This window comes from Rhizobium sp. SG_E_25_P2 (assembly GCF_029892285.1).
In the GTDB taxonomy this organism is placed as follows: Bacteria; Pseudomonadota; Alphaproteobacteria; order Rhizobiales; family Rhizobiaceae; genus Rhizobium_E.
This window is the reverse complement of record NZ_JARXVM010000002.1, coordinates 21568-37566: the sequence shown is the minus strand read 5'-3', so window position 1 is coordinate 37566 and position 15999 is coordinate 21568. Positions and strand designations below refer to the sequence as shown.

The 15999-nt window shown below is 56.6% G+C and carries 14 protein-coding genes; 3 read left to right on the top strand and 11 right to left on the bottom strand.

The features are described 5' to 3' along the window. Positions 1–9: 9 nt before the first annotated feature. From M2360_RS04090 to M2360_RS04040, 11 genes are all read right to left on the bottom strand, one after another. Positions 10–990: an efflux RND transporter periplasmic adaptor subunit gene (locus tag M2360_RS04090; RefSeq protein ID WP_280773115.1), complete on the bottom strand. Its 981-nt coding sequence runs from the start codon at positions 988–990 to the stop codon at positions 10–12. A 9-nt stretch (positions 991–999) separates the two neighbouring features. Beyond that, positions 1000–1200: a DUF2892 domain-containing protein gene (locus tag M2360_RS04085; protein WP_280773114.1), complete on the bottom strand. Its 201-nt coding sequence runs from the start codon at positions 1198–1200 to the stop codon at positions 1000–1002. 118 nt (positions 1201–1318) lie between these two features. Then, positions 1319–1912 carry a DUF922 domain-containing protein gene (locus tag M2360_RS04080; RefSeq protein ID WP_280773113.1) on the bottom strand — a complete coding sequence of 198 codons (594 nt, stop codon included), beginning with the start codon at positions 1910–1912 and terminating at the stop codon, positions 1319–1321. A gap of 515 nt (positions 1913–2427) precedes the next feature. Further along, on the bottom strand, positions 2428–4053 hold the full coding sequence (locus tag M2360_RS04075; RefSeq protein WP_280773112.1) for a hypothetical protein: 1626 nt from the start codon (positions 4051–4053) through the stop codon (positions 2428–2430). A gap of 2 nt (positions 4054–4055) precedes the next feature. Next, on the bottom strand, positions 4056–4712 hold the full coding sequence (locus M2360_RS04070; RefSeq protein WP_280773111.1) for an FkbM family methyltransferase: 657 nt from the start codon (positions 4710–4712) through the stop codon (positions 4056–4058). Positions 4713–4794: 82 nt separating this feature from the next. After that, positions 4795–5409 carry a hypothetical protein gene (locus M2360_RS04065; protein WP_280773110.1) on the bottom strand — a complete coding sequence of 205 codons (615 nt, stop codon included), beginning with the start codon at positions 5407–5409 and terminating at the stop codon, positions 4795–4797. A gap of 1 nt (position 5410) precedes the next feature. Next, complete coding sequence (locus tag M2360_RS04060; protein WP_280773109.1) at positions 5411–9007, bottom strand: glycosyltransferase; 3597 nt, start codon at positions 9005–9007, stop codon at positions 5411–5413. A gap of 108 nt (positions 9008–9115) precedes the next feature. Next, a complete protein-coding gene (locus M2360_RS04055; protein WP_280773108.1) occupies positions 9116–9853 on the bottom strand; it encodes an N-formylglutamate amidohydrolase in 738 nt (245 codons plus the stop codon). Continuing rightward, on the bottom strand, positions 9853–11175 hold the full coding sequence (locus M2360_RS04050) for a glutamine synthetase family protein (RefSeq protein ID WP_280773107.1): 1323 nt from the start codon (positions 11173–11175) through the stop codon (positions 9853–9855). Before M2360_RS04050 ends, M2360_RS04055 begins: the two co-directional genes overlap by 1 nt. Positions 11176–11177: 2 nt before the next feature. Next, a complete protein-coding gene (locus M2360_RS04045; protein WP_280773106.1) occupies positions 11178–11816 on the bottom strand; it encodes an isochorismatase family cysteine hydrolase in 639 nt (212 codons plus the stop codon). A gap of 1 nt (position 11817) precedes the next feature. Next, on the bottom strand, positions 11818–12726 hold the full coding sequence (locus M2360_RS04040; RefSeq protein WP_280773105.1) for a MurR/RpiR family transcriptional regulator: 909 nt from the start codon (positions 12724–12726) through the stop codon (positions 11818–11820). Positions 12727–12860: 134 nt separating this feature from the next. On the opposite strand from M2360_RS04040, the gene M2360_RS04035 reads away from it, so the two are divergent. From M2360_RS04035 to M2360_RS04025, 3 genes are all read left to right on the top strand, one after another. Next, entirely contained in the window at positions 12861–13802 is a 942-nt protein-coding gene (locus M2360_RS04035; RefSeq protein WP_280773104.1) for a LysR family transcriptional regulator, read from the top strand. A gap of 122 nt (positions 13803–13924) precedes the next feature. Next, the gene (locus M2360_RS04030) at positions 13925–14911 is read left to right on the top strand and encodes an ABC transporter permease (RefSeq protein WP_280773103.1); all 987 of its coding nucleotides are present in this window, start codon (positions 13925–13927) and stop codon (positions 14909–14911) included. A 46-nt stretch (positions 14912–14957) separates the two neighbouring features. Beyond that, positions 14958–15983: a sugar ABC transporter substrate-binding protein gene (locus M2360_RS04025; RefSeq protein ID WP_280773102.1), complete on the top strand. Its 1026-nt coding sequence runs from the start codon at positions 14958–14960 to the stop codon at positions 15981–15983. Positions 15984–15999 lie beyond the last annotated feature (16 nt).

Sequence of the window (15999 nt, the reverse complement as noted above, 5' to 3'; positions counted from 1 at the left end):
TGTTCGCGCTCACGGCGTCACCACGATATCGCCCTCAACGAGGCCGGTCAGAATTTCAGTCACGGCCACGCCGTCGCGCATGACGGTCGCGCCGGGCGCCACCGCGCGCTCCACCGTCTTGTCGCCTTCCTTGACCGCGGCGAAATCGATGCCGGCGCGGATGGTCAGCGCCGAAGACGGCGCAAACAGCGCCCTACGCTCGCCCACAGGCAGCTCCACCAGCACGCGGACACCGACAAACTCGGTCTCAAGTCCATCGACCTCGACATCGGCCGTCACGCGTCCGCCCGAGATTTCCGGATAGATCTTGGCGAGTTTGCCGCTAAGCGCCTTGCCGCCGGCTTCGATGCGGATATCCGCGCCCTGCTTGAGAAACTGCGCATGCCGCTCGGGAATGGCGAGCCGGAGAAAGAAGCCGCCGCCAGCGATGGTGGCGACGCTTTCGCCGGCCATAACCACGGCGTCGCGGGTGACGGGCACGGTCAAAACCGTGCCGGATGTCGGCGCCAGCACCGCGCCTTCGCGCTGCTGCTCGACCAGCACCGAACGCTGCGCCTGGGCCGCCCCGATCTGGTTGACGACGATATCCACCTGGGTGCGAAACTGGTCGAGACGCTGGGCGGTGGTCGCCCCGCTCTTGATCAGTTTCTCGGCGCGGTCGAGTTCGGACCGCGCATTGTCGAGCGAAGCCTGGAGGCCGAGAAGTTGCGCGTCGACGGCCTTGATCTGGAAATCGATCTTGTCGTCGCGGATCCGGGCGATGACCTGGCCCGCCTTGACCACGTCGCCTTCGGTGACCTCAAGCGAAGACAGCGTGCCGCCGATCCGCGCGCGCGCCAGCACGCTGTTGCGCGCCTGCACCTGGCCATAGACGGCCTTCATCTCCACGATCGTCTCAGCTGTGAGGATGTGATCGCCCGCAGTCGCCGCAAGCGGCGACGCCAGCAGAAACAAGGCCGCCAGGCTCCGAAGTCCGGATCTCCGAATCATCGCGCCGCCTCAGAAAGCGGGGCCGGAGCGGACGCCCAGCTTGCGAAACGCCATCGCTGCCGGGCAGAAGCCGGTGAAGGCCGATTGCATCAGGTTCGCGCCGACAAAGGCAGTGAGCCAGATGAAATTGGGATGCACGAACTGTGTCAGCGCCAGAGACGCCAGCACCATGAAACCTGCGAAGACAAGAACGGCGCGATCAACAGACATGAGAATCTCCTTTTATTGCGTATCTACGACATTATGTAGATACGTGATACGGAATGTCAATGCCATGATGACGATGAATGCTGGATACCGTCACAACGCTGAGAATAGCGCCTTTTGCTCAGCCGCCATTGACCAACATCAAAATCAGCTGATGAACCGCGCCGCCATCGCTGAATTCCGCTTGGTCAAAATCCCGCTGCCGAGCCCGTTCGCGGCCGGAAATCTCCCTGAGCCGATCGGTCAGAGTCGCGCGGATCTTCTTGCAGCCGGGATCGTCCTTCTCGACCAGCCCGACGGACATGGAGATGATCTCCTCGACCATCTCCCGGATGATCTGGCCATGCACCCGCTCATGCGCCTCGACCCCGGCGCGGAAGCGCGCCCAGGTCTCGGCGGCGGGCGAGGCCAGGCGTTCCCGCGCCTTGGGCAAAGTATAGGTGATGACCAGGTTCGGCTTGGCGGAGGCCAGCACGCAATCATTGCCGCGCCGCTGATAGTCGCGCCGCCAGGTAAGCTTGAAGGCGGTATGGGCGATCACCCGCCCCGCCCCGAGCTTGGGGCCGGTCTCGCCGATCGAGGCGTAGAGCTCGGGTCCGGTCTGGCCGGAGACGGAATAGGATTTGATCTCTTCCCGCGCCGTCCATTCAGCCCGAGCGGCACCGCACAACAGGACAAGCGCGAAGGACGCAACGAACAACTTCCTGACGATCATGACGCCTCCAATCCAAGCAGGACTTTGGTAGCCCGACGCCCCGCCGCCGCGCAAGAGCCTGGGATCGGGGATGCGAAGGGGAGGAATGCCGTTTCGTCCGCGGCCGGTCGGCATCGACAAGCGCCTCTCGCTGGGTGCCGGCGGGAACTCCGCCTCGCAACAAGAGTCGCATAGCAGGGCTCTGAATCAAGCGGCAGCCATCGCCGTGAGCCGCCTGGCGGCGGATGATCCTGCCGCTCAATGACTTGATCGAAAAGCCATTCCAGAACTGGCCCCTCGAAAGCGCCTCGATCATCGGCGCGATGACTGTCTTTGCTGACTACCGCGCGCCCGCGCCTCCCCCTCCATGACGCCGCGTCTTCGACATGCGCTGCGAAATCCGCCAAACCGTCATCGGCTGCCTCCGGCAAAACAATCCAGAGGCAGGGCCGAGGGTCAGAGGGGAGGAGCGGGAAGAACACAGGAGAACGCAACACCCTCCCTTCAACTCCTAACGTCAATGACGAATTGTAACTTCAAGGACTGGCTTTGTCTCGAGCGTAATCTTCGAAACTCTTCCCGCCATCATCTTCGGGACATCCTATCAAAAATCGCTCGGCCTGCTGCGACACGACATATTGCGGCTTCTCGGCATCCACTAATACAAAATCTATATTTGGCTGCCAAACAACCACGAGCCTTGAAAATATTTCCGCCATATATTTTAGCATAGGAGTAGAAAATGAATCCCTAAACAAAACACACCTAGGAAGATTTTTATCTTCGTTTTCAAAAACAATATAATTACCTTTGTTTTTTACACCATTGTTAAATATTTCTTTAGCCTTGGGATTCTTCAATCGCGCTGAAATTGCAAAATTTTTTCTACCGAGTTTATCCGATAGATCGCCAGAAGCATCATTTTCAAAAAACTCTATTTGATCTTCTTCCAACTGCATCTCAGGAACATCTGAGAACAATTCCTGAAAGGCCCTAAAACTTCCCCAATCGTTCCAATGAGTGTCCCCTTTCGAATAACTGAGAAACCTATCCTTGCACTCAGAGAGGACATCGATAGGATAGATTGTGCGCACAAACTCTGCGCTAGCAGACTGAACCAGTCCTATCGGTCGCGACGCAGAAAGCACAACACCCGGCGGAAGATAATCAGAAAAAACACATTCTTTATTTGGAGCTATTAAAAATCGATAATTTATATTCCTGGCAGTGAATTTCACTTTACGAGCATACATTAGGTTTTTCCACTGACTCTCAAAGTTCAGAGGTAATTTATATTCCCCTTTAATCTGCTGAATTACATTGTTCGTATCGTTGTCCAGGAACAACCAGCCCTCACGTCCCTCAAGAACTTTTAACTTATTATCGGACCGAGAGGAGAATCCAGCTTTGTTGACCTTCACAGAGCCTCTTCGAGACCAGTTCACCCAACTATCGAAAGCAGAGCCTAAGTCTGCAGCACGACCGCCTGAACGCTTCACACTATCCACATAAATTTTTCCGAGAACTCCTGCACCAACATAATATTGGTTGCTAATTTTATCACTTTGAATTTTTTCTATTATATTTATAAATTCTCCCGGATAATGCGCCTTCACTGCGCTTCTGTCGTGAGCGTAGATAACTTCTTCAGGAACAAATATTTGATTTACTCTCTGAGCACCAAAATGATCTTTCATCCCAGCAGCTACCGAGCGACAAGATATAACAGAGCATTTCTGCCCCTCGAACAACTCCTGATAACGTTCTTGATTTTGAATCCAAAGATGAAGCTCATGAGAGGTAATTATCTTTCCGGAAAGATCGATGTTTTTCTCCAAAAACTTCTCAATATACGCCCAGTTTTTGCCCTTTTTCGCATCTCTTTTTTGGGCAGAACTCGGAACCCCCAACATGTCACAGTTTTTGATAGCATTTATCAGCAACGCACGTATCAACAACAGATCTTCATGTGTAATTTCCGATTTTCGGTCACCGAACCAAAAATTTAAAATGAAATCTACGTCTTCACGATTGCCATCATCCGGATATCGTAAAATGAGGGCTTCTCCGTCGCCGAGCCTTACAAAGCTAAACGGTTGATTTGAATGCATTCTTTTCTTCAAAACCTCAAATGCGGCGCTCTCGTCAAGATAGCTTTGCATTATCATGCCTCCCACTCGAATACAGAGGTTATCAGAAGGTGGCCCACCAAATTGTACCCTAAGGCCGATAGAAAAAGATAAATTCTATTCTGAATTACATTTTTAAGTTTTAAGTTTTCGTTGGAGACAGCTATAATTTTAGGCCTCATCTTGCTCCAGTCCATCCCAACAAGGACATCAAACTCGGAGCCCGATATATCCAAATTAAGTAATTCTATGTCGCGACATTCTAACTGATTGTCGTTTAATATTTTCGGCACAGGATTTAATTGTATTGGATTTGCGGCGATCAATTTTTGACGACGGCGACGTTTCTCTCCAACAGTCTCATTTGTAGTATTGAGCGCGCTATCTTCGAATTCATAATATATTCCGTTTTTGACTTTATCTCCGACCGCTGCGCAAATATTAATGTCGCCGTCACGATTCAAATTAAAAGCATCAATCGCTTGGAAAGAGGCGTCAATATTTATACCTTTCCAACCCAATGCAGTCCTGAGAAGTTCAGTGTTCGAATATTTGAAAGGATGATAAGCGCCGATATCGAGATAGAGACCGCCAACCCTCTTCCTCAGCCTTTGTTCAATGAACACGTCTTCCCCAAGTTGGGAATAACTTTTGCGACCATAGTTTTTTTCGCTGTTCTCTGTATTTTCCATTGTCGACACCGATAAAACGACACCTGCAACAGAGCGCTGACGCGAATCTGTTGGCATCTTTGAATATTAGCAAACGGTTTGATCACTGTGAAATTCTTACGGCTATCGCGTCCGGCAGATAGACGTGAATGCCGGGGGTGACGTCGCTGGCAAGCGAGCCATAAAATCTCGATGCGGCCCCCTCGAATTCATCTTCGAAGGTAAGCGTGGCCAAAAACAATGGCCTTGCATCGGGACTGACCCAAAGGACGTCATCCGGCAGTTTGTGAGCAACCAGACCATGCATTTCCGGCGCGAAAAACCATTCCTTGATATCTTCTGCAATTCGATGGGGTGTCTGATCGACAAGGTCCGCGCGCGCGCCAGCAGCTTGAATAACCAACCTTCCAGTTGCCGACATAAAAGGACGCAACGCATATGCCGCAGCGATATGTGACAGCCAATCATGTCTCAGGACCCAGTCAGCGGATACATACAAAAGGGGTCTTTCAGATGATTGCGGACCAGCTTCTTCGCAGAAGCTCTCACCAAAGGGCGTCACGCTCAAGCCGCCTGATGACGCTGGTGAACAACGCCATATTTGAGCCTCCAGTGAATTGATCCACTCACTGTTGTAAGACAACCAGACCTTGACCAAGGCGTCTTCGCTCGCTCTGACGACGATGTCGATACCATTTTCAACAAGTGACATATTCATATCAGTAGCGCCTCAAAGCCCGGATTTTTTGCAGGTTAGCGTCGTAGACTTCGACTTTTGTGATCTGATTGTCGACCAATCCGACAAAATACTTATTCATGAGAGCGGGTACAAACAGCGACGGTTCACGCTCTGTCGCGCGAAGTATGAATTCCCAATCCACGAGACGCCGCATATCCTCGCGGAAACCGCCGACTTTCTCATAGACCGACCGACGATGGGCAAAGACATTGAGGTCGATATAATTCCTCTGCTCTAGCTTGGATCTGTTGAACGGGCACGCCCGAATGCTCCGTAGTTCCGAACCATTGATTGCAGGAAGATACTCCCATATTTCCTGCCCCATATAGCAGCTGGAAAAGCCAGATGATCGTTCAAAGGCGCCGACGACGATCGAAAGATATTCCGGATACCATTGGTTGTCGGAATCCAGGTAGGAAATGATACTTCCCTTACACGCGCTCAAACCGACATTTCTGGCGGCTGAGACACCCTGATTCCTATCGAGTTTCAGGAGTTTAATTCGTGGATCGGCCAATTCGGTTAGCAACAACTCCAGATGGCTGCAGGTATCATCCGTACTGCCATCATCGACGATCAGCAGTTCCCAGTTTTCATAAACTTGCTCGCGGACGGATTGAATGGCGTCAGCAACAACGCCACTCCGATTGTAGACGGGCATAATAACCGATATGAGGTCATCCTGCGAACTATTGCGCCCGAGAAGGCTGTAATGAAGTTTATTGAACTCAAAATAACGCTGAAGCGCATGGTTATTCTGATAAAAGCCCAATGGTGTTTCAAAATTTGTGAACGCCCACACCAGGAATTCTTCAGGCGTCATCGCGGCTGAAATATTCGCTCCACGGATCCTCGGCGAAAGCTTCCGTTCATAAAAATGCGTCGTTTCGCCTTCCAAATATAGCCTGACGTTTACCGTCTCCGGAGCTATATGGTCATAGGGTAAAGCGAGCCTGAATCCATGCCGGCCATTGCCCATGCCAGCTTTTTCCAAGTCTTCTCGATACAATCCGGTCGTTAACCCGGACACGTGATGATCGTTCACCGACAACTCGAAATGCACCGCCCGGTTTACAGCCGATGGGTCGTAGACCCAGCCTGTGACCACTCCATTTTCGATCGCGTCCACGCGGGCCTGAATCGGCAACAGCGAACTTGCCGACGCCGGGCGCGTAAGTCGATGCTTCAATTCCAGGCAATCTCCCTCGAGAAACATCAGTCGTTGACCGTCAAGCCCGTTACGGATCTCAATCTTATGCACAGCCCCGTCAAGCAGATTGAAAGGGATCTGGACAACGAAACCGCAGCCCGTAGCATATCCCGCCGATGCGACATCCGGGCGCTCCAATTCGGCTGTCGCCCGCTCGACAGGAACGTCATCGATAATGAGCCAAATGTCGGCTCCGCCCTGCCATTCGCTGCCGTCACTGTCACCGGTACGAAAAGACACCCATCCGGAAATAGTCTCTCCGACCGTTTCGACATAGCCTTCGATGCTATAGTTTTTAAGGCTTTCAAGCTCAACGGCGTCTAGGCGGTCTCCGACACTCACCGGCCCAAGGTGATGATTTTCACCATCTTCCTCGGCAGCCGTCAGCGCGCGCTGAAAAATGGGAGTAAACGACGGCGCGTTTTTTTTGATGCGCTCAGACCACCCCTCCTTGAATTTGCGGATGATGTCGTCATAAACATAGTCGCTCGACCCCAACACCCGTTTATTGAAGACAAAACTGTTCCGGACAAAATAGTATAGGTAATACAAGGTGGGAGCCAAACGGCCATGCGACGCCTTGTGATGTGTTGCGACAGCGTCCGGTATCACCCGTCGTCCAACCCCATTCCGCTCCATACCCAGGAACCAGTCAGTCTCTTCATAGTAGAGGAAATAGTCCTCTGGTATGTAGCCCGCCTTCTGGAAGGCGCCCGCAGACGCAAAAAGCGCGCAGCCGTTGAGGACATCAACCTTGTAGTCGCGCGTGGGAAGTTTCGCGATGCTTTGACCGTCGAGATGGTGCTTTTGCTTGATGGTCCGATCTTTCATGATCCAACCGCCCGCGAAGGATATCTTTCCCTCTGCCGTCAAAACCGCGGGCGAGAGGATATCATTCGGATACTGCTGCGCCGCGCTGTACAGTCGCTCCAAGCAGCCCTTTCGCAGGTTCATATCAGGGTTCAAAATGGATATGTAGGCGTATCGTTTCTTGAGGGCCAGTTCCAATATTGCATTGTTCCCCGCCGCATAACCAAGATTTTCACCCGGAACAAGAACAACGACCTTCCTGTCCATATCGCGGTAAAAATTTATCTCGCGCTCAGAAAATCCATTACACAATATATATATATGAACATCCCTTGAATCGATATGATGTGGAATTGTTTCCAACAATGCTTCGACATCATCAAGACTATAGTAACTAACGAGGGCTATGGCAATTTGCCCTTCTGTCCCAGAGGCCAGGTCGCCGTACAATTCCAGCTTTTTACCCGAATCTAGTTCCAGCAGGTCGCCTGACTTCTCCAGCGTCAGCAAAGCTGTTTCCAGGGCGTCGCTTATATCAGCCCATCCAAAGCGCCCGGCAAAATCCAAGGCTGCTTGGCGCATCTCGTCTCGAACCACCTGTGAGGTCGACAGGAACTTCTCAAGCGCCAACGTAAGACCATCCGGATCCGCTGGGTCGTAGGAAATCGTGAATCCCGCCTCATGAACCTCTGCAAGGGTTGAAAGCGATGGAGCAATAACTGGTTTTCCGAAAGTGGACGCCAGCATAACAGAGCCAGATGTCAATATATTTTCATATGGCAGGACAACAACATCAGAAGCCGAGTAATAAGTTTGGAGCGATTCGTCCGGTACAAACCCTTCATGTACAGTGATCGATTTTTTGAATATCGACAACCTCTCCCAATAACCAGATGGCGTAGGATGAACAGCCTTTCCCGCAATCAACAAATCAACATTTTCATGTTTTATTCTTATTTTTTCGAAACTGGAAACGAGTTTCTCAAGTCCCTTATAGGCCCGCAACTGCCCAACGAATCCGAATACCGTATTTTCTTCCGGGAGAAGAAGTTGCTGCCTTGCTTCGTCGGTGGCCTGGCGCATCGGATAAGAGCCGACGTAGTTTCCATGTGGAAAAATATGGCACTTGTCGACAGGAACTTTGTATTCTTTCTCCATTTCTTCTATCGCGCTGGCGCTATGAAGATGAACAAAGTCGCTTAGTTTCATTATGGATTCATAAAACCAAGCCCATATATCTCTTTTTTCACTATCATGGGGAAGGACATTATGAACCGTGAACGCAAACTTCCCGCCGTAACTACGAAGATTGGTAACTTTTTCTAGAAATATCTCGCCGGCGCGGTACATTGCGTCTTTAGATTTTGCGCCTGAAAATATCGGCTCCGGCCAATGCAAGTGAAATATGACGCTGTCATCGCTTAAAACACACTGTATGGCATTATCTATGTCGCCGCTGGAGACCTCAAAAGCCGCAAAATTTGAATAAAGGGAAGACTGGTATGGATTTGTTCCTGTATAATCAGGATAGAAAAATAGCTTCCGTGCGCCAGCCATACCTATACTTCTCCACTTTAACGCCCCTATTGGTGCGTTATAGACGCAAGACCGCAAAACCGGCAAGGCGGGATTTGATTTAGATTCCAGCGGGGTGGCGCCCACCCCTCACACCGCCCTCGCCAACCTCTCAGCCCATTCCTCGGCGCCGGCCGCCTCCCCGATCAAATCCTGGCGGATCTCGATCAGCAGCGCGGGCAGGCCGCGGTCTTGGCCGTGGATGGGAATGGTGTAGTCCTCGGTCCGGTCGATCACATAGGGTTGGTTGGCGGCGATGTTCAGGCCGTCCTCGCCCAGCCGCTCCACCATCGCCGCGCCCCAGTCGCGCGAATGCGAAAACAGCACGCCGGCATGCCAAGGCCTTTCGACGCCCTTGAACACCGGCGTGAAGGAATGGATGGCGAGGATCAAGGCGGGCCGCCCGCACCGGGCCCTTTCGTCGAGATGGGCTGTCACGGCGGTATGGAAGGGGTGGAACATGCGGTCCGCCCTGAGCGCCCGCTCCGCCGCGTCGAGATCTTGGTTGCCCGGAATGACGGTGATTTCCGATAGGATGGGAATGCTGCTTTCGGCGCCGAGCGGCCGGTTGAGGTCGATCAGCAGCCGCGAATAGTTGCTCAGAAAGGCCGGCGCGTCGAGCAGCGCGCTCAGCCGCCGCGTCACCGCCGCCGCCCCGATATCCCAGCCGATATGGCGTGAAATCTCGGCCTCGGGCAGACCGAGGCCCTGATAGTCTGTAGGAATATGCCGCGAGGCGTGCTCGCAGGTCAGCACGAAGGGCGAGCGCCCACCTGCATTGAGCATCTCCACCGCCGCCGGCCAAACGGACGTCGTCTCGGCCGGCATCAGAACAATGTCCTGTAGCGGGCGCAGATGGCCTCGGCATCGCTGCCGGCCAGCATCTTCATCTCCTGCCGGCGCACGCCGAGATAGGTCTCGACGAAATCCGCATGGAACCAGCCGCAGACCCGGTCATCCGCCTCGAAAGCGGCGAGCGCCGCCTCCAGCGTCTCCGGCAGGCGCCTGAGGCCGAGTTCGGTCCGCTCCACCTCGCTCAGAAGAGCCGGATCGCCGGAAAAGATCGGCGGCGCCGGCAGGCCATGCCTGAGACCTTCGAGCCCGGCGCGGATCAGGCCGGCAAGCGACAAGTACGGATTGGCGGTCGAATCGGCGGCGCGATATTCGATATTGTGCTGGCGGGCCGGGTCCTTGCCACTAAGGCCGGCGATCGGGCAGATGCGCAGCGACGCCTCGCGGTCGCGCTCGCCCAGCCAGGTCCAGGCCGCGCTCCAGTAATGCGGCTGCAGCCGGTAGTAAGAGGGAATGCTGGGCGCCGTCAGCGCCGTCAGGGCCGGCAGATGCTCAAGAATGCCGGCGCAGAACGAGCCCGCCGTCGCCGAAAGGCATCCCGGCTGCGCAGGATCATAGCCCGCCGGCTGGTCCTGCCCGTCGCGCAGCGAAAAATGGATATGCACGCCATTGCCCACCCCATTGAGACTGGTCTTGGGCGAAAAACTGGCTTGCCAGCCCTTGTTGCGGGCAATTTCGCGGATGATCTCGCGCACCGCCACCGCCCGGTCGGCAGCCGCCAGCGCATCGGCGGGCGCAAGCGTGATTTCGAACTGGTCGTCGCCATATTCGGCGAGAAACATTTCCGGCTCCACGCCCGCCTCTTCCAGCGCCGCCAGCACTTCGGAGGCGAAGGGATCGGCGCGCCGGAGAGCCCCTACTGAGAAGGCGTGCGCCTCAGGCAGATCAGCGCCGAAAATCTGGAATTCGAGTTCGAATGTGGCGAGCAGCCTGAGCCCCGTCTCGGCTTCGAGATCGGCGATGGCCTGTTTCAGGATGGTGCGCGAGCAGCAGCGCCAGGGCGCGCCATCAAGTTCGACAATGTCGCCTGCTGCGAGCGTGAACGGCGTCGCAGCCCCCGTCCCCGATGTGGTGAACACCGCGCCGAGATCGGGCAGCAGCCGCAGATCGCCCTGGGAGCCCCAGGGATTGGGATCGGCGATGGCGTTGAACGCAGTGAGCGAAATATTGGCCGGCACCCAGCCGACGCCTGCAGCGGCGTAATCGTCGAGCCGATCGAGCCGCACCGGCCGCCCCCTGGTGACGCCCGAAATATCGGTGGTGGCGATGACGGCGAGAGACGGAAGTTTGGCGCTCATGTTCAGCCCTCCATCGCCTTGATCTTGGCGACCACGGTTTCCGTGTCGGCGAGATGGCAATAGCCGCCGAAGGCGGCGAGCGCATTGGCCTGCCGCTCCGGCGTGATGGTGGCGCAGGCGTCGGTGACGCAGGTGACGAGGAAGCCGCGATCGGCGGCGTCGCGCACGGTCATGTCGACGCATTGATCGGTGAGAACGCCGGCGACGATCAGATAGCGGATGCCGAGATTGCGCAGCAGATAATCGATATTGGTGGAGTTGAACACGCCCGACGACGTCTTGGGGATCAGGATCTCGTCGCCCTGCGGCGCGAGATTTCCAGGAGGCAGGCCTTCGGGCAGGTCCGGCGAGACATGGATTGGCGTCAGCTTGTGATCAAGCGAGCGGTCGCGGCCATCGCGGGTCAGCGACTGGATGATCGTGTGCAAGGGCTCGACGCCATGCGCGCGGGCGGCTTCGAGCAGGCGCTCGCAATTGGGGATCGCCAGATCGCGCACGCTTTTATAGAAGTGATGGTCCGGGCCGCGTTCGGGGTGATGCGGATCCAGCCCAGGCTCCAGCCAGATGCGTTGCATATCCACCAGAAGCAGCGCGGTCTGGCCTTTCCTGAACGGCTCGTCGCGGCGTATGCTGTCGATCATCTCAAAAATCCTTGCTGGGTTTGGGGCCGGGCCCGCCGCGCAAGGCGGGCTCTGCATCCATGGTCACGGCGTTCTCGGCGCGGATCGCCTCCAGCGCCTCGATGCGGGTGCGCGCCTCAGGCCGGGCTGCGCCGAGGATATGCGCCGTCAGCGCCTCGATTTGGGCGAGCGCCGGCGCCATCGTGTCGAAGGGCGATTGCGCCTCCACCGGACAGGTCAGCGTCACCTCGGCCCGCGCTGCAAGCGGCGACATCCAGGGATCGGTGAACAGGATGAGATGGGCGCCGCGCTCAGCCGCCTGTTCGCCATAGCGCATCGTGTCGTTCTGGTAGCGCCGGTAATCGAACAGGATCAGCACATCGGCCTTGGACATATCGACCAGCTGGTCAACAGTGCGGGAGCCGACTTCGCCGAGATCGACCACGCCGTCGCGAAACTGGGCGAGATAGCCTGAGAGCATGCCGGCCAGATGCCGGGAAAACCGGCCGCCCAGCAGATAGACGCAGCCCTTGGCGGACATGATCAGCCGCGCCGCCCGTCCGATCAGCGCCTCCTGGCTGGACGCCGCCAGTCTGTCCATGGATATCGCGACGGAGGCGAGATACTGGGCCGAGGCCGGGGCTCCTGCCCCGACAGGCTTCTTCGCCTCCATCATCATCAGCGGCGAATGCAGACGCGCCTCCACCTCGGCCAGAAGCCGGGCCTGAAAGTCGCCAAAGCCCTGAAAACCGAGCTTGCCCACCAGCCTGAGCACGGTCGGATCCGACACGCCGGCGCGCCGGGCGAGCGCCGACGCCGAGCCCAGGCCCGCCGACGGATACTCCGCCAAGAGCGCCTGGGTGATCCGGCCTTCCGCAGGCGTCAGCGCTGGCGTGGCGGCCAGCAGCATGTCTCTGATTGTCTGTTCCATCCCGAACACACGCGTTAACGAATGTAGAGATCACTACATATCTAAAAAATTCCGTCAAGCTTGAAGAATTGTTGACATTGCCTCATTTTACGCCTTAGCTTCTTTTTAGGGCATGACAGCCTGATGGAGCGACCATGGATATCAGGGTCTATTCGAGTTTCGTGACCACCGCCGAACTGATGAACATGACGGCGGCGGCCCAGCGGCTCAACATGACGCAATCGGCGCTGTCGCGGCAGATCACCGGTCTTGAGGCGCATCTCGGCGTCAAACTGTTTGAAAAATCCGGCCGCAATATCCGGCTGACAGGCGAAGGCGAACTGTTGATGGCCAAAGCCCAGGCTTTGCTCGCCGCCGAGCGTGAGTTGCGGCTGCAGGCCGACGGTCTCTCTCAGGGTGATACAGGCGTGCTCCGCCTCGGCGCCTGCTCGCAGCTGATCGAGCGCTATTTTCCGGATTTCCTGCGCGGCTGGCGCGATCAGAATCCCGGCGTCGATCTGCGCATCGAGGATGCCGGCGGCGCGGAATTGATCGAAAAGCTCAAGGGCGGACAGGTCCATTGCACCGTCAGCGCCGCGCCCGCCCAGCCGGTTGAGACCTTCGGCCTGCGCCGCATCGGCAGTCTCGGCTATCTCGCCGTCGCCGCCCCCGGTTTTTTTGACCGCCCGGGCCAGCCCATCGAAGCCTCGGACCTATTCGACAAGCCGCTGCTGATGCTCAATCGCAAACACGCTTCCCGCGAAGTGTTCGATGCGGTCATGCGTGTCTATGGCGCGCGTCCAGAGATTATCGTCGAGAGTTATTCGCCGCATACGCTGTTTTCGCTCGCCGAAGGCGGCAATGGCGTCGCCATCGTGCCGTCCTCGGCGCGCATCAGTTCTGCGTCGCTGATGCGTCGGCCGATCATGCTGAAGGGCGAGCCGGTGCGCTTCGACATCTCCGCGATGTGGAACACGCAATTGCCGCCGCCCGCCTTCGCGCAACGCTTCATCGACGCGCTCGCCGCCCATATCGCCCGGGAGGAGGAGAAGGAAGCGCGCCAGCCTTTCCGCCGGGGCGCGCTTTATTCTGTTTGAGACAATCCATTCCCGTTTCGCATGGATCGGGGGGATCAGAATTCATTGGACGTATCGATTGCCCCGCCCCTAACTTTCGGGCTGTGCAGAGTGAAACCTCACTGAGAGGACCAGGCCGACACATGAACGCCGCCAAGCGATTTGACTGGACCATGCTCAATCAGGAACGGATCGTTCTCCTGATCGCCATTCTGATTTTCGCGACGGCGTCCGCGATGCTGCCGGGCTTTTTCACATCCGACAACATCGTCACGATCATCCGCTCGGTCTCGGTGCTCGGCATTCTCTCGCTCGGCATGGCCGTGGTCATTATCGGCCGCGGCATCGATCTCTCCGCCGTCGCCATCATGGCCATGTCTGTGGCGGCCTATCTGCAGATGCTGAGCGATGGCATGAGCGACGGCGCAGCCCTTGCCATCACGCTGGCCGGCGTCATCGGGCTCGGCCTGATCAACGGCTTTCTCGTCGCCTATGCCGACGTGCCGGCGCTGTTCGTCACGCTCGCCTCGGCCTCCTTCGTTTTCGGCTATGTCCGCTCGCAGGTCATTTCCGCCGATGCGATCAGCGCTCCTGTCGATCACTGGATCATCGGGCTGGGCTCGTTCCAGATGCTTGGCGCGCCGGTGGAAGTGTTCATCTTCGCGGGCCTGGCGCTGGCGACTTTCCTGTTCCTTCGCTTCACCAAATGGGGCCGCTACGTCTATTACGCCGGCGACAATCCGGTGGCCGCGCGCAATGCCGGCATGCCGGTCCGCCCCATGCTGATGCTGCGCTATGTCATCTCGGCGGTGTTTTCCTTCATGGCCGGCATTCTGACCGCCGCCAGCCTGCATTCGATGAATACCCGCGTCGTCAATTCGACGCTGCTTTACGACATTGTTCTGGTGGCGGTGATCGGCGGCATCGGGCTGTCAGGCGGCAAGGGCGGGGTGCGCAATGTGCTGATCGGCGCGGCGCTGACCGGCGTGCTGCTCAACGCCATGACCATTATCGACATTCCCTTGATCTACCAGAACCTGATCAAATCTTCGATCCTGCTTGCCGCCATCATCATGGACGGCCTGCTCAATCCGCGTGACGAACAGACAGCGCAGCAAGGGGATATCTGACTTTCGTGTGTGGGGAACAACACTGTCGCCAAAAGAGGGACAAGACATGAAAAAGCTACTATCGATATTTTTCGCAGGAACAGTCTTTGCAATGGGCGTCTCGGCCGCCCCGGTCAAGGCGGCGGATGATCCGTCGCCGGCCATCTATGCCGAAGCCATGAAGGGCAAGCGGGTCATGCTCGTGCCCATGGCCATGGGCTTCGATCTCGCCCAGGGCTGGGCCGCTATCCTGAAGCGTGAAGTCGACGCTTTCGGCGGCGTGTTTGAGACCCGCGATCCCAATTGGAGCGTTGAAGCCGGCGCCCAGGCGATCACCGAAGCCATTTCGTCGGACACCAAGCCCGACGTGCTGATCGTCATGTCGCCCGACCTCAACTCCTATTCCAAGCTGATGAAGAAGGCGCAGGCTGCGGGCATCTATGTGATCCTCGTCGACAACCCCGCCAACTTCAAGGCCGACGCCTATGTCGGCGGCGACTGGACCCAACTCGGCCGCCTCGAGGCTGAAGCGGTGATCAAGGGCTGCGGCCCGAATTCGTCGAAGAAGATCGGCCTCGTCCAGGGCGACCAGGTCAACGCCACCAGCCTCTATCAATATGCCGGCATCATGCAGGTTCTCGAAAAGAACCCGGACTTCAAGGTGGTCGCCAAGCCTGATTCCAACTGGGACGCCACCACTTCGCGCAATGTGACCGCCACCATGTTGCAGCAGAATCCCGATATCTGCGGCATCATCGATTTCTGGGACGGCGACGCCGTCGGCGCCGCAGCCGCCATCCGCGAAGCCAAGCTTCAGGACAAGGTTTTCCTGGTGACGACGGGCGGCGGCGAAAAGACCGCCGATTGCGACAAGATCGCCGATGGCACCTATGGCGCCGTGGTGATGACCGAGCTCGCTCAGGAAACCCACAATATGGTGGCGATCATCAAATATCTGCTGCAGAGCGGTCAGGCGCCGGGCACGGCCTCGCCTTTCATCTACACGCTGATGAAGGCGACCACGAAGGAGAACCTGCGCCCCGACAGCTGCTGGGATCTGAAAGCCCTGCAGGCCGAAGCCGAGCAGAAATAATCAACAGAGCGGTCCT

What these genes read in the sequence shown, in the direction of transcription:
- M2360_RS04090 (WP_280773115.1), bottom strand. Translation starts at nt 990, where the DNA reads ATGATTCGGAGATCCGGACTTCGGAGCCTGGCGGCCTTGTTTCTGCTG.
- M2360_RS04085 (WP_280773114.1), bottom strand. Translation starts at nt 1,200, where the DNA reads ATGTCTGTTGATCGCGCCGTTCTTGTCTTCGCAGGTTTCATGGTGCTG.
- M2360_RS04080 (WP_280773113.1), bottom strand. Translation starts at nt 1,912, where the DNA reads ATGATCGTCAGGAAGTTGTTCGTTGCGTCCTTCGCGCTTGTCCTGTTG.
- M2360_RS04075 (WP_280773112.1), bottom strand. Translation starts at nt 4,053, where the DNA reads ATGCAAAGCTATCTTGACGAGAGCGCCGCATTTGAGGTTTTGAAGAAA.
- M2360_RS04070 (WP_280773111.1), bottom strand. Translation starts at nt 4,712, where the DNA reads ATGGAAAATACAGAGAACAGCGAAAAAAACTATGGTCGCAAAAGTTAT.
- M2360_RS04065 (WP_280773110.1), bottom strand. Translation starts at nt 5,409, where the DNA reads ATGAATATGTCACTTGTTGAAAATGGTATCGACATCGTCGTCAGAGCG.
- M2360_RS04060 (WP_280773109.1), bottom strand. Translation starts at nt 9,007, where the DNA reads ATGGCTGGCGCACGGAAGCTATTTTTCTATCCTGATTATACAGGAACA.
- M2360_RS04055 (WP_280773108.1), bottom strand. Translation starts at nt 9,853, where the DNA reads ATGCCGGCCGAGACGACGTCCGTTTGGCCGGCGGCGGTGGAGATGCTC.
- M2360_RS04050 (WP_280773107.1), bottom strand. Translation starts at nt 11,175, where the DNA reads ATGAGCGCCAAACTTCCGTCTCTCGCCGTCATCGCCACCACCGATATT.
- M2360_RS04045 (WP_280773106.1), bottom strand. Translation starts at nt 11,816, where the DNA reads ATGATCGACAGCATACGCCGCGACGAGCCGTTCAGGAAAGGCCAGACC.
- M2360_RS04040 (WP_280773105.1), bottom strand. Translation starts at nt 12,726, where the DNA reads ATGGAACAGACAATCAGAGACATGCTGCTGGCCGCCACGCCAGCGCTG.
- M2360_RS04035 (WP_280773104.1), top strand. Translation starts at nt 12,861, where the DNA reads ATGGATATCAGGGTCTATTCGAGTTTCGTGACCACCGCCGAACTGATG.
- M2360_RS04030 (WP_280773103.1), top strand. Translation starts at nt 13,925, where the DNA reads ATGAACGCCGCCAAGCGATTTGACTGGACCATGCTCAATCAGGAACGG.
- M2360_RS04025 (WP_280773102.1), top strand. Translation starts at nt 14,958, where the DNA reads ATGAAAAAGCTACTATCGATATTTTTCGCAGGAACAGTCTTTGCAATG.